Source organism: Streptomyces sp. NPDC048278, from assembly GCF_040652195.1.
GTDB lineage: Bacteria > Actinomycetota > Actinomycetes > Streptomycetales > Streptomycetaceae > Streptomyces.
This window is the reverse complement of record NZ_JBEZLP010000008.1, coordinates 45,164-59,112: the sequence shown is the minus strand read 5'-3', so window position 1 is coordinate 59,112 and position 13,949 is coordinate 45,164. Positions and strand designations below refer to the sequence as shown.

Here is a 13,949-nt window from a genome sequence, read left to right as displayed (position 1 = left end):
CCATGGCATGACCCTGTGGCCTACCGAGCCGAGCAGGTGTCCGCTCCCCCTCGGGGTCCGAGGCGGAGCCCCGCGGCAATGCCCCTGACGCCTACCGAGCCGAGCAGGTGTCTCCCCCCTCTCGGGGTCCGAGGCGGAGCCCCGCGGCAATGCCCCTGACGCCTACCGAGCCGAGCAGGTGTCTCCCCCCTCTCGGGGTCCGGGGCGGAGCCCCGTGGCGGGGGGCTCTGTGGCCTACCGAGTCAGGTGGGTGGGGAAGAAACGGCAGGTCACGGGGTCGATGAGGTGTGTGTCTCCTGGGGCGGAGCCGAGTCGTCGCCGGAGGAGGCGAGCCACGCACCGACGCCGACGGCCGCGGCCACCGCGACCCCCGCCACCGCGAACGTCACCCTCCGCCGCCGCGCAGCGACCCGGTGCCGCGCCGACCCCGGCCGCGCCGCCCCCGCCGCCCGCGGCGCCCGCGCCGTCCCCCGGGCGCCGCCCGCCAGCTCGTCGGGGCCCGGCACCCGCATCGACGTGTGCGTGTCCCGGTTGGAGTCCGGCTTCGCGCCCGGCACCAGGGAGACGGCCCCCCGGCGCCGTACCCGCTGCTCCTCCGCGGCCGGAGCCGCGGCGGCGGCCGTCTCCTCGGCCTCCTCCGGCGTCTCCGTCTCCGGCTCGTCGACGTCCAGCGGCGGCATCCCCGCCAGCGTCGGCAGCTGCTCCCGCAGCCGCGCCGCCAGCTCGGAGGCCCGCAGCCGGGACGCCGGCGCCTTCGCCAGGCACTGCACGAGCAGCTGCCAGAGCTCCTCGGGGATGCCGGGGAGCGGGACGACGGTCTCGGTGACGTGGCGGCGGAGCACCGCGCCGGGGTGGCCGCCGCCGAACGGGGTGAAGCCCGCGAGCAGCTCGTACAGGACCGTCGCGAGCGCGTAGATGTCCACCGACGCGCGGGGTGGCAGGCCCTCGACGATCTCCGGGGCCAGGTAGTCCGGCGTACCGATGATCTTCGTGGCCCGGGTCCGCTTCGGGGAGTCGATGAGCTTCGCGACGCCGAAGTCGGTCAGCAGGGCGGGATGGGAGCCGCCGGGGCCCAGCGGGCCCTGCATGTCCAGGAGGACGTTCTCCGGCTTGACGTCCCGGTGGACGATGCCCGCCGCGTGCGCCGCCGCCAGCCCGTCCGCGACGTCCGCGACGATCGCGACGGCCGCCTCGGGCGCGAGCCGCCGCTCCCGGTCCAGGCGGGTGCGCAGATCCGTGCCCCGGACCAGGTCCATGACGAGGGCGAGGTCGTTGCCGTCGACGACGAGGTCACGGACGGACACCACGTGCGGGTGGTCGAGGCCCAGCAGGGCCGTGCGCTCCTGCACGAAGCGGCCCACCAGCTCCTCGTCGGACGCGAGATCCTCGCGCAGCAGCTTGATGGCGACGGGCCCCTCCGGCCCCTCGCCCAGCCACACCGTGCCGGCGCTGCCCCGCCCCAGGATCTGGTTGGCGGTGTACCGGCTGCCGATCTTCCGTGCCAAGACTGCTCCTACAGACGCGTGTTGCCGATAAAAGTACGCGTCCGAAGAGCCAACCTTCACCACGGAGGCGGAAATCACCCGCCAGGTGTCGACAAATCCCCAAACTCACGGCCGGTTCCCGCGGTCGGCGCCCGCGGCCGGTTCCCGCCGTCAGTTGCCGGAGCCGTTGCCCAGGTCGCCGATGAAGTTGCTGACCGAGCTCACCCAGTCGCTCAGCTGGTGCCAGTAGCCCTTGCCCTGCCCCACCCACGTGTGCACCGGGGTCAGGTCCCAGATCAGCCAGCCCGCGACGAACAGGATGACGACCAGGAACAGGCAGCCCTTGAGGCAGCCGAGCCCGGGGATCCGCATCGGGTTGGCGCTGCGCTGCCGCGGCTCGCGCGGGGCCCGCTGCTGCGGCTCGGCGGGGGGCGCGTACCGCTGCTGGGGCTGCTGCGGCGGGGCGTACTGCTGCTGCGGCCGGCCGCCGCCGTACCCGGCCGGCTGCTGCTGGCCGTATCCGGCGGGCTGCTGGCCGTACCCGCCCTGGCCGCCCTGCGGCCCGCCCTGCCCGCGCGGCTGCGGCCGGCGGACCGGCTGCTGCTGCGGGGCCTGGCGCGGCGGCTGCTGCTGCGGCCGGGCCACCTGACGCTGGGGGCGGCGGCGCAGCGGGTCCTCGCCCGGGTCGAGGTACTGGACCTGGGTCTGCTCGTTGCGGTCACGGGCCGCGCGGAGCTGGGTCTGCCAGGGGTGCGGCTGCTCGGGCTGCTGCTGACCGGACTGCCCCGGCTGGCCGGGCTGCCCCTGGGGCATCGGCGGCATGACGGCCGTCGGGTCGGCGGCGCCGGTGTTCGGGAGTACGGCGGTCGGGTCGGCGGCGCCGAACGCCCCCGGCGGGCCGGTGTGCGGCAGGACGCTGGTCGCGGCGTTCGGGTCGTACGCGCCCATCGGCGCGCCGGTGTTCGGCAGCACCTGGGTCGGGTCGGCCGCGCCCGGTACGGCGGTCGGCGCCGGGTCGGGGGCGAGCAGCGCGCCGACGCCCTCGGCCGCCGCGATCTGCGCGGAGTTCGCGTGCACGCCGACGCCCTCGGCGACGACCCGCAGGCCGCGCGCGAGGTTCTCGGCGCTCGGGCGGTCGTCGGGGTTCTTGCGCAGGCAGCGTTCTATGACCGTCCACAGCGGGTCGGGGACGGTGGAGGGGCGCCGGGGCTCGGCGCTGAGGTGCTGGTGGAGGACTTCCAGGGCGCTGCCGCCGGAGAACGGCGGGCGGCCGGTGACCAGCTCGTACAGCAGGATGCCGGCGCCGTAGATGTCGACGGCGGAGGTCTGCGGGCGGCCCTCGGCGGACTCCGGGGCGACGTACGCGGGCGTGCCGACGAACTCCTGGGTCCGGGTCAGGCCCGGGGAGTCGGCGAGCCGGGCGATGCCGAAGTCGGTCAGCAGCGGGTGCATCTGGCCGTTGTACTGCGCGAGCAGCACGTTGGCGGGCTTCAGGTCGCGGTGCACCACGCCGTCGGCGTGGCTGGCGGCGAGCGCGTCGGCGACCTGGGCGGTGAGCAGGGCGGCGGCGACCGGCGTGAAGGGGCCGTTCTCGCGCAGGTAGCGGTGCAGGTCGGGGCCGTCGACGAGGTCCATGACGAGGGCGAGGAGATCGCCCTCCACGACGAGGTCCCGGACCCGGACGATGTTCGGGTGGGTGAGCCGGAGCAGGACCGAGCGCTCCCGCAGGAAACGCATCACGATGTCGGGGTCGCTCGCGAGCTCTTCCTTGAGCACCTTGATCGCGACGGTCTCGCCGGGCTGGCCGGGCACGGCCGCCTCGGCGCCCGCGGTCTCCCGCTGGCGGGCACGCCAGACGGTACCGGTGGCGCCGCGTCCCAGCGGCTCCTCCAGGAGGTACTTGCTGCCTACCGGCCGCACGTCATGCGCTCCCTGCTGCTCACTGAATGGCTGGATGCTGAATGTCTCCGACCCATGTGTCCGACCCACTGTAGTGCCGTGGTGCCCGGGACCGGGCGGTCGTCCGGCTGTGCTTTCCCCTCCCTCGTAGGGAGTCGATAAGCGTCCCGACGTATCCCCATACGTTGGCGTTCCGGCCTGCGTTCGATGGAAAGACGCTCGCTTCGGTCCGCTGGTTGCCGCGCTCGGACGTGACCGATCTCAAGTGATCGTGCGCACGGTATTGGTCAGGCACTTTGGGGGCAGAGCTGACCAATCAAGATCACTTACCATCGGGGCGTGGGCGCGTTGTCAGTGGCAGGTGCGAGGATGCGTTTGACAGCAGAACTGGCCGACGTGCTCGTGGCGGTGGGGGGAATTCCGCGCCCGCGCAGAAGGGACCGCTGACGGCGATGCAGATCCGGCTGACCGTCGTAGACCCGCTGGGCCCTGCCGCGCAGCGGGGCCGGGCCGTGAGCCGGGACGTGCTGGTGACGGCGCCCGCGGGCACGGACCTGGCCGCGGTGGCGTCGGGGCTGGCCTCGGCGGTCACCGGGGACGGCAGCCTGGGCGGCCGGGAGCCGAGCGGCGCCCCGGTCGTGCTGTACGCCGGGGTGGAGCGGCTGGACGCCCGCCGCCGCATCCTGGGCGAGCCCCCGCTGGTCGACGGCGCGGTGCTGTCCCTGGGCGCCCCCGCCGCCCCCGAGCCGCACCCCGAGCTGGACGACGCCCCGACCCAGCTGCACGTGGTCGCGGGCCCGGACGCGGGCGGGGTCCACCTCCTGCACGGCGGCCAGATCACCATCGGCCGCTCCGCCGACGCCGACGTCCCGCTGGACGACCCGGACGTCTCCCGGCTGCACTGCGCGGTCACGGTCGCCGCCGACGGCCGGGTCTCGGTCGCCGACCTGCACTCCACCAACGGCACGGCCCTGGACGGCACCCGCGTCACCGACCGCCCGGTCCGCCTGACCCCGGGCTCGCTCCTGCGCATAGGGGAATCGGCCCTGCGGCTTACGCCGTCCGGGGGACCCGGGGCCCGGGTGGGCACCACACCCGACGGAGAGGGGTGCGTGCGGGTACTGACGGGCGGCGAGGAGACCGGCGGCGGCCTCTCCGCAGCCCCCGCGGGCGGTACGACGGCACCGGCCGGCCGTACCCATCACGCCTACGGGACCGCCGGCTGGGGAGCCGCGAGCGGCGCCGCCGGGGGCCAGGGGCACGGCCCGGCGCAGCCACCGGTCGTGCCGGCCCAGGGGGCCGCACCGAGGATCGAGAGCCGGGGCGCGCGGTCGGCGGCCGGCGCTGACGACGGGCCGCCACGGACCGGACGAGCAGGCGGCCGACCGGCCGGCGACGGATTTCCGTCGCCCACCGGCCACGGGACCGAGCAGCCCTCGGCCGGGCGCGGACACGACGGGGACCGGCGCGGGTACGACAGCGACCGGCACGGCTACCCGCCGACCGGGAACACCGGGAACCGCGGCACGCTGCCGGACCCGCGCGGCGCTTCCGACGCCGCGTACGGGTCGGGCGCCGCGTACGGCCCCGTCCCCACCCACGGATCCGAGGCCGCGTACGGCGCCGGCGCGCCCCACGGGGCGGGCGCCGCGTACGGCACGAGCGCGCCGCACGGATCAGGAACCGCGTACGGCCCCGACGCCGCGCAAGGCCCTGCCTCCGCGCCCGGCACCACACCCGGGTCCGCGCCCCGCACCGCCCCAGGACCCGCCGTCGAGCACGGTCACGGCGACACCCACGCCGGCCGATCCGGAGTGCTCGACGATCGCCCGGCCCCCTCCGCACGTGCCGGAGGCGTCGGAAGCGGCCGGCGTTCCACCGCCGCAGGCGCGGGAAGCCCCGGCCGGGCCTCCGCCGACGGCGGCACCCTTGCCCACGACGACCCCGCCCACGGCCCCACCGAAGACCCCGCCCCCTCCCCCCGGCGCAAAGGCACCCCCCTCCGCGGCACCGAAGCCCCCGCCCTGCCCGGAGCGCGCAGGCGCGGCGGGCTCGGGGCCTGGGCGCGGCGGCTGGCCGGCGGGCGCGGTGAGCCCCCGTCGGCCGCCGACGAGGAGACCGTGGCGCAGGACGGCGGCGGCGCCGTGTCCGCCGCCGTGCCCGCCCAGCCGGAGACCTGGCCCGACCCCGCCGCCCTGCTGCTGACCGCGCTCGGCCCCGGCCCCCGCCTCTGGGAGCGCGGCCCCGGTCACCCGGAGGCGCTCACCGTGCGGCTCGGCACGGCGGACCGCTCGACGCCCGACGGCTCGGGCCTGCTCCCCGCCGTCCCGGTCACCGCCGATCTGCGCGAGGCCGGCGCCCTCGGTCTGGCCGGTCCGCGCACCCGCCTGGCCGGCCTCGCCCGCGCGGTCCTGGCCCAGCTCGCCGCCCTGCACTCGCCCGATCTGCTGGAGATCGTGCTGATCAGCGCGGACCGGGCCCGCCCCCTGGAGGAGCGCACGGCCGAGTGGTCCTGGCTCGGCTGGCTCCCGCACGTCCGCCCGGGGCACGGCCAGGACTGCCGCCTGCTGCTGGCCTACGACCGTGAACAGGCGGCGGCCCGCGTGGAGGAACTGCTGCGGCGGACGGAGGAGCTGTCCGTCGCCCGCAGGCCGGCCACCCCGTCCGACCGCCCCGCTCCGGTCCCCGCGGCCCGTACGGCAGCGGACGCCGCGTCCCCCGAAGCCGCCGGGGGCCCTTCCTGGGCCCGCCACGACCTCGGCGCCGACGACGGCAAGGGCGGCTTCCCGGGCCCGTACACGGTCGTCGTCGTGGACGGCGATCCCGGTGGCTCCGCGCTGCGTGACGCGGTGGCGCGGCTGGCCGTGGCCGGACCGCGGGCCGGCGTGCACGTCGTCTGCCTCGCGGAGACGGCCCCCACCTCGTCCACCTCCCCGGTCGACCGGACCTACGAGGAGGCGTGCGCGGTGACGCCGACGTTCCGGGAGTGCGGGGCGGTGGCCCTGCTCAGCGGGGACGTGGCGACGGCGCTGCACCTCATGCGGGTCTCGGCCGGCGGCCGTTCCGGCCACGCAGGTCCCGGCGGCCCGGGCCTGATCGGCCCGGTCGGCCCCGGCACCCTGGCCGCGGTGGACGCGGTCTCCCCCGCCTGGGCGGAGCGGTTCGCGCGGGCGCTGGCCCCGCTGCGCCCCGACGGCCCGGGCGCCGACCGGCACTCGCGCATGGCCGCCCCGCTGCCCCAGTCCGCCCGGCTGCTGGACGAGCTGGGGCTGGCGCGGGCCACCCCGGCCTCGCTGATGGCCCGCTGGGCGGACGCGGCCGACGACACCGAGTCGCTGGGCGGCCGGGCCCGGGCGGTGCTCGGCGCCGGACCGCGCGGCCCGCTCACCGCCGACCTGGTGGCCGAGGGTCCGCATCTGCTGATCGAGGGCCCGCCCGGCAGCGGCCGTACGGAGCTGTTGCGGGCGGTGGTGGCCTCGCTGGCCGCCGCCGAGCGCCCCGACCGGCTCGGGATCGTCCTGATCGACGGCCGGGACGGCGTCGGCACGGGCGCCGGGCACGGCGAGGGCCTGCGGGTCTGTACGGACATACCGCATGTCACCACCCACCTGACGGCCAACGACCCGGTGCGGATGCGGGAGCTGGCGCAGTCCCTGAGCGCCGAGCTGAAGCGGCGGGCCGAGCTGCTGGGCCGTTCCGACTTCGCCGACTGGCACGCGCGGCGGGAGATCTCCGGCCGTATCGTGCCGCAGCGCGCCCGCCCCGCCGCGTCGGGCGCCGCCGACATAGAGGCCCCGCCGAGTTCGACGCTCCGGCTGCGCCCGTCGGCCGGTGCCGCGGCCCGTGAGCGTACGGAGGCGCCGCCGCCCCCGCTGCCCCGTCTCGTGGTCGTGGTCGACGATCTGGACGCCCTGGTCTCCCCCGCGCTCGGTTCACCGGGCCGCCCGGCCGCCGGTTCCGTGATGCGGGCGCTGGAGGCGGTGGCGAAGGAGGGCGAGCGGCTCGGCGTCCACCTGGTCGCGGCGGCCGGCACCGGCGGCCGTACGGCGGAGACGGAGCCGGCCCGGCAGGCCACCCTGCGCATCGCCCTGGACACCCCGGCCGGCGGCCCCGACGAACCGGCGCCGGGCCGGGGCCGGCTGACCACCCCGGACGGCCGGACCACGGAGTTCCAGACGGGCCGCGTCACGGGCCGCATCCCCCGCACGGCGACCCAGCGCCCCACGGTGGTCGCCCTCGACTGGCACCGCATGGGCGATCCCCCGGCCCGCCGCCCGGTCCGCGAGCTGGGCAACGGCCCGACGGACCTCGCCCTGCTGGCGAGCGCGGTGGAGCGGGCGGCGAAGGAGGTCTCGGCGGCGGAGGTGCCCTCGCTTCTGTGAGCGGGGGAACCTCCTTCGGCCCGTCCCGCGTCCACCGCGTCACCGATCACAACGCGATCACGATCCCCCGCGCTGACCTGTAGGCCTACTTGCCGCGTACGCGGCCCCCGCGTACACCGGAGCGCACGGGACAGAGTTCTGACGTTCAATGAGGAACGACGAACGGGGAAGTGATGCGCGTCATGAGCAACACCATCCGGACACACAGGGCCCTCGCCACACTCGCCGCCCTGCTCGCGGGATCCCTCGCACTCACCGCGTGCGGAAGCAGCGACAAGAAGTCCGACGGCGACACCGGCACCGGCGCCACCGAGTCCAGCACCCTCAGCCTCCCGAAGCTCGACGGCACCACCCTCGAGGTGGCCGCCGTGTGGACGGGGCAGGAGCAGAAGAACTTCAAGCAGGTGCTGGCGGAGTTCGAGAAGCGCACCGGCGCGAAGGTCACCTTCGTGCCCGCCCAGGACCCGATCATCAACTTCCTGGGATCGAAGATCGCGGGCGGCCAGCCGCCGGACATCGCGCTGCTGCCGCAGCCCGGCGCGATCAAGCAGGCCGTGCAGAAGGGCTGGGCGAAGCCGCTGAGCGCGGACACGCTCACGGAGGTGCAGAAGAACTACTCGCCGGGCTGGCAGGACATCGGCAAGGTCGGCGGGAAGCAGTACGGCGTCTACTACAAGGCCGCCAACAAGTCGCTGATCTGGTACAACGCGAAGGTCTTCGAGAACGCGGGCGCCAAGGAGCCCAAGACCTGGCCGGAGCTGCTGACGACGGCGCAGGCGGTGTACGACTCGGGCGTCACCCCGTTCTCGGTCGGCGGCGCCGACGGCTGGACGCTGACCGACTGGTTCGAGAACGTCTACCTCTCCCAGGCGGGCCCGGAGAAGTACGACCAGCTCGCCCAGCACAAGATCAAGTGGACGGACCCGAGCGTCAAGCAGGCGCTGACGACACTCGTGCAGGTCTGGGGCAAGAAGGGGTACGTCGCGGGCAACGCGTCCGGCGCGCTCCAGACGGAGTTCCCAGCCTCGGTGACCCAGACCTTCACCGGCGGCGACCAGCCGAAGGCGGCCATGGTGTACGAGGGCGACTTCGTGCAGGTCAACATCGGTGAGACCAAGGCGAAGGTGGGCACGGACGCCAAGGTGTTCCCGTTCCCGGCGGTCGGCTCCACGGCCCCCGTGGTCTCCGGCGGCGACGCGGCGGTGGTCTTCAAGGACTCCAAGGGCGCCCAGGCGCTGGCGAAGTTCCTGGCCTCCCCGGACGCGGCGACGATCCAGGCGAAGCTCGGCGGCTATCTCTCGCCGAACAAGAACGTGCCGAACTCGGCGTATCCGAACGAGGTGCAGCGCACGATCGCCAAGTCCCTGATCGCGTCCGGCGACGACTTCCGCTTCGACATGTCCGACCAGGCCCCGCAGGCGTTCGGCGGCACCCCGGGCAAGGGCGAGTGGAAGGACCTCCAGGACTTCCTGCAGAACCCCACGGACGTCGCGGGCACCCAGGCGAAACTGGAGAAGGACGCGGCAGCCGCCTACGGCAGCGGAAGCTGACCCGGCGATGGCCGCACCCTCGACCACGGCCCCCGCTCCACCGGGCCGCCGCAGAAGCGTGACCGGCACCCGCAGGGGCGTGGCGGTGCTCTTCCTCCTGCCCGCCCTGGTGCTGCTCGGCGCGCTCGTGGTCTACCCGATCGGGTACTCGCTGATCCGCAGCTTCTACACCGCGAACGGCGACGGTTTCGCCGGCTTCGACAACTACAAGGCGATCTTCACGGACGACGGCATCCGCACCGCCCTGAAGAACAACATCATCTGGGTGGTGTTCGCGCCGACGGTCTCCACCGCCCTCGGCCTGATCTTCGCGGTGCTGACCGAACGGGTGCGCTGGGGCACGGCGTTCAAGCTGGTCGTCTTCATGCCGATGGCGATCTCGATGCTGGCCGCCGGGATCATCTTCCGGCTCGTCTACGACCAGGATCCGGACAAGGGGGTCGCCAACGCGGTCTGGGTCGGGATCCACGACACCTTCGCGCAGTCCTCCGCGTTCCCGAACGCCCACCCGGGCCGCGAGTCGCCCCTCAAGGCGGACCAGGGCGGCTTCATCACCACGGCCACCGTCCACACCGGCCAGACCGTCGCCCTCCCGCTCGTCGGGGTCGCCCCCGACCAGATGCCCGACGGCGCGAAGAAGGCCGTGGCGGCCGAGGCGGACCCGGGGAAGATCACCGGCACCACCTGGCAGGACTTCACCCGCGGCAAGGGCGTCGGAAAACTCGGCGCCCCCGACCCCTCCGAGCTCGGCTACGACGGGATGCGGATCGAGGCGGTGAAGAACGGCACGGTGGTGGCGTCGACGAAGGCGGCGGCCGACGGCACCTTCACGCTCCCCGCCACCGCGGACGGCGCCCGGCTCCGGCTCCCCGCGAGCAACTTCAAACAGCCCTACAACGGCGTCGACTGGCTCGGCCCGTCCCTCGTCACCCCGGCCATCATCGGGTCGTACGTCTGGATGTGGGCCGGCTTCGCGATGGTGCTGATCGCGGCCGGGCTGGCCGGGGTGCCCCGGGAGCTCCTGGAGGCGGCGCGGGTCGACGGGGCGACCGAGTGGCAGGTGTTCCGGAAGGTCACCGTGCCGCTCCTCGCGCCGGTCCTCGCGGTGGTCACCGTGACCCTGATGATCAACGTGCTGAAGGTCTTCGACCTCGTGTACATCATCGCGCCGGGCTCCTCCCAGGACGACGCGAACGTGCTCGCCCTGGAGCTGTACCGCAAGGGCTTCTCGGAGGGCCAGCCGGGCATCGCGAGCGCCATCGCGGTCTTCCTGCTGCTCCTCGTCATCCCGGTGATGTGGTTCAACGTGCGTCGGCTGCGGCGGGAGGAGCGGCGATGAGCTGGGTGCTGGAGAAGCTCAACAGCGGTCTGGTCCGGGTCTTCCTGATCGTCGTCGCCCTGTTCTGGCTGGTGCCGACGATCGGGCTGCTCGCGTCCTCCCTCCGGTCCCCGGAGGACATGAGCGCGAGCGGCTGGTGGCACGTGTTCGCCAAGCCGTCCCAGCTGACGTTCGACAGCTACCGGAAGCTTCTGGAGAACGGCGACATCACCCACTCCCTGTGGAACACGGTCCTGATCACCGTTCCGGCGACGGTCCTGGTCGTGATCATCGGGGCGCTGGCGGGTTACGCGTTCGCGTGGATGGAGTTCCCGGGCCGGGACTGGTGGTTCCTGGTCGTGGTCAGTCTCCTGGTCGTGCCCGTCCAGGTGGCGCTGATCCCGATCGCCGAACTCTTCGGCAGGATCGGCCTGTTCGGGACGATCTTCGGGGTGATCCTCTTCCACGTCGGCTTCGGGCTGCCGTTCGCGGTGTTCCTGCTGCGGAACTTCTTCGCGGAGATCCCGCGCGAGCTGCTGGAGGCGGCCCGTCTCGACGGCGCCGGTGAACTGCGGCTGTTCACCCGGGTGGTGATGCCGCTGGGCGGTCCGGCCATCGCGAGCCTCGGCATCTTCCAGTTCCTGTGGGTGTGGAACGACATGCTGGTCGCGCTGGTGTTCACCAAGTCGGGCACCCAGCCGATCACGGTCGCGCTCCAGACCCAGGTGCGCCAGTTCGGCAACAACGTCGACGTCCTCGCGCCCGGCGCCTTCATCTCGATGGTGATCCCGCTGGCCGTGTTCTTCGCGTTCCAGCGGCAGTTCGTGACCGGCGTGATGGCAGGCGCGGTCAAATAACCACACAAGAGGCATGGAAGGAGGGCGAGTCGGCCACCGGCTCGCCCTCCGCCGTTCACCTGCGGTCACTCACATGCCGTAACGAACCGTAACCGAATCACTCCATTGGCCGTTCCCGGGCAGAACGCCCGCGCCGACCGACCCATGGATGCCCCTTGCCCAGGTTCAGTGTCATCGTCCCCGCGTACCAGGTCCAGGCGTATCTGCCCGAGTGCCTGGACTCGGTGCTCTCGCAGTCGTACCCCGATCTCGAACTGATCGCCGTGGACGACCGCTCGCCGGACGCCTGCGGCACGATCATCGACGAGTACGCGGCCCGGGACGCGCGCGTGAAGGCCCTGCACCTGCCGGAGAACCAGGGCCTGGGCGGTGCCCGCAACGCGGGGATGGCGCAGGCGCGCGGCGACTACCTGCTCTTCCTGGACGGCGACGACACGCTCACGCCGGACGCGCTGCGGGCGATCGCCGACCGGATCAAGGAGACCGGCGACCCGGACGTGCTGGTCCACGACTACGCGCGGACGTTCTGGACGGGCCGGGCGGAGCGCAACAAGGTCGCGTCGCACCTGACCGAAGAGGGCCCGGCACCGTTCCGGCTCGACGAGCGGCCCGGTCTGCTGCGGGTGCTCATGGTGGCCTGGAACAAGGCGTACCGGCGGGAGTTCGTCGAGGAGCACGGGTTCGCCTTCCCGCCCGGCTACTACGAGGACACGCCCTGGACCTACCCGGTCCTGATGACCGCCGGGACGATCGCGACCCTCGACCGGGTCTGCGTGCACTACCGGCAGCGGCGGCGGGGCAGCATCCTCTCCACCACCAGCCGCAGGCACTTCGACATCTTCGAACAGTACGACCGGGTCTTCGCGTTCATCGAGGAGCGGCCCGAACTGGCCCACTGGCGGCCGGTGTTGTTCGGCCGCATGGTCGACCACTTCACGACGGTGTTCACCAGCCGGGACCGGCTCCCGAAGGGCAGCCGTGCCGCGTTCCTGCGCACGGCCCGCGCCCACTACCGGCGCCATCACGCCGGGGGCGCGCAGGTCCCGCTCCGCACCCGACTGCGCCACGCCCTCGTCCACTACGGACTGCACCGCACCTACCGCGCCCTCCAGTCGGCGATGTCCGTCCGTCGCCGCACGGTCAAGGCCGGTGTGAAGTCCGTCCGCGGTCTGCGCTCGGCCCTGCTCCAGCTGCACTACCGGATCCAGTTGCGGCTCCCGCTGCGCGCCGACCGGGCGGTCTTCGCCGCCTACTGGAACCGCGGGCACGGCTGCAACCCGGGCGCGCTGGAGCAGGCGTTCCGCACCCACGCCCCGCACATCCGCACCACGTGGATCGCCCGCCCGGAACACCACCACACGATCCCACCGGGCCCGCGCCGGCTGCGGCCGGGCTCCTTCGGCTACTGGACGGCGCTGGCCCGCTCCACGTACCTGGTCAACAACGTCAACTTCGACCGGCGGCTGAAGAAGCGCCCCGGCCAGGTGTTCGTGCAGACCCAGCACGGCACCCCGCTCAAGCACATGGGCCTCGACCTCCAGGAACATCCCGCTGCCGCCGCCGGGATGGACTTCGAGGAGCTGCTGCGGGGCGTCGACAAGTGGGACTACGTCCTGTCCGCCAACCGCCACACCACCCTGACCTGGGAGCGGGTCTACCCCGGCGGCTACCGGACCCTGGAGTACGGCTACCCGCGCAACGACGTCTTCCAGCAGGCCACCTCGGCCGACGTCACCCGGATCCGGGAGTCGCTCGGCGTCCCCGAGGGCGCGGTCGCCCTGCTGTACGCCCCCACCCACCGCGACTACCGGCGCACCCAGTCCCCCGCCCTCGACCTGGACCGGATCGTGCGCCGGCTCGGCCCGCGGTTCGTGATCCTGGCCCGCGCCCACTACTGGCACGGCGGCCCGCTCGCCGCCGGGGACCGGGTGATCGACGTCAGCGACCACCCCTGCGTGGAGTCGCTCTGCCTGGCCGCGGACGCGCTGGTCACCGACTACTCCTCCCTCATGTTCGACTACGCCAACCTGGACCGGCCGATCGTCGTGCACACCGAGGACTGGGACGCCTACCACGCGGCCCGCGGCACCTACTTCGACCTGCGGTCCAGCCCGCCCGGCGCGGTCGCCCGCACCGAGGACGAGCTGATCGACATCTTCGCCGGCGGCCACTGGCGCGGCTCCCGCTCCGCCGAGCTGCGCGCCGCGTTCCGGGAGCGGTTCTGCCGGTACGACGACGGACGCGCCGCCGAGCGGGTCGTACGGCACGTGGTGCTCGGCGAGCCGGCCGGGCTGCCGGAGGTCGTCCCGCTCGCGGATCGGCACCCCGTGCCCTCGGCCGCCTCGGGGCTCGCCCACCCCCCGCTGGCCACTGTTCCGCAACCTTCCGGACATCCGCCCGTCACCGAGGGCCGCTGAACGCCGTTTGCCTTGCAGGGAGTTCCCTCATGCCCCCCAACA

The 13,949-nt window shown here is 73.9% G+C and carries 7 protein-coding genes; 5 read left to right on the top strand and 2 right to left on the bottom strand.

Annotated elements, in window-relative coordinates; genetic code table 11:
* Nucleotides 1–269: 269 nt before the first annotated feature.
* Nucleotides 270–1,505 carry a serine/threonine-protein kinase gene (locus AB0D74_RS16385; RefSeq protein ID WP_362586143.1) on the bottom strand — a complete coding sequence of 412 codons (1,236 nt, stop codon included), beginning with the start codon at nt 1,503–1,505 and terminating at the stop codon, nt 270–272.
* A 150-nt stretch (nt 1,506–1,655) separates the two neighbouring features.
* On the bottom strand, nt 1,656–3,404 hold the full coding sequence (locus tag AB0D74_RS16380; RefSeq protein WP_362586140.1) for a serine/threonine-protein kinase: 1,749 nt from the start codon (nt 3,402–3,404) through the stop codon (nt 1,656–1,658).
* Nucleotides 3,405–3,835: 431 nt separating this feature from the next.
* Between AB0D74_RS16380 and AB0D74_RS16375 the strand changes: the two genes are divergently transcribed.
* From AB0D74_RS16375 to AB0D74_RS16355, 5 genes are all read left to right on the top strand, one after another.
* Nucleotides 3,836–7,765, top strand: coding sequence for an FHA domain-containing protein (locus tag AB0D74_RS16375; protein WP_362586137.1), 3,930 nt, complete (start codon nt 3,836–3,838; stop codon nt 7,763–7,765).
* Nucleotides 7,766–7,938: 173 nt separating this feature from the next.
* Nucleotides 7,939–9,315 carry an ABC transporter substrate-binding protein gene (locus AB0D74_RS16370; RefSeq protein WP_362586134.1) on the top strand — a complete coding sequence of 459 codons (1,377 nt, stop codon included), beginning with the start codon at nt 7,939–7,941 and terminating at the stop codon, nt 9,313–9,315.
* A 7-nt stretch (nt 9,316–9,322) separates the two neighbouring features.
* Nucleotides 9,323–10,654: a sugar ABC transporter permease gene (locus tag AB0D74_RS16365; protein WP_362586131.1), complete on the top strand. Its 1,332-nt coding sequence runs from the start codon at nt 9,323–9,325 to the stop codon at nt 10,652–10,654.
* Complete coding sequence (locus tag AB0D74_RS16360) at nt 10,651–11,490, top strand: carbohydrate ABC transporter permease (RefSeq protein WP_362586128.1); 840 nt, start codon at nt 10,651–10,653, stop codon at nt 11,488–11,490. Before AB0D74_RS16365 ends, AB0D74_RS16360 begins: the two co-directional genes overlap by 4 nt.
* Before the next feature lie 155 nt (nt 11,491–11,645).
* Nucleotides 11,646–13,907 carry a bifunctional glycosyltransferase family 2 protein/CDP-glycerol:glycerophosphate glycerophosphotransferase gene (locus tag AB0D74_RS16355; RefSeq protein ID WP_362586125.1) on the top strand — a complete coding sequence of 754 codons (2,262 nt, stop codon included), beginning with the start codon at nt 11,646–11,648 and terminating at the stop codon, nt 13,905–13,907.
* Nucleotides 13,908–13,949 lie beyond the last annotated feature (42 nt).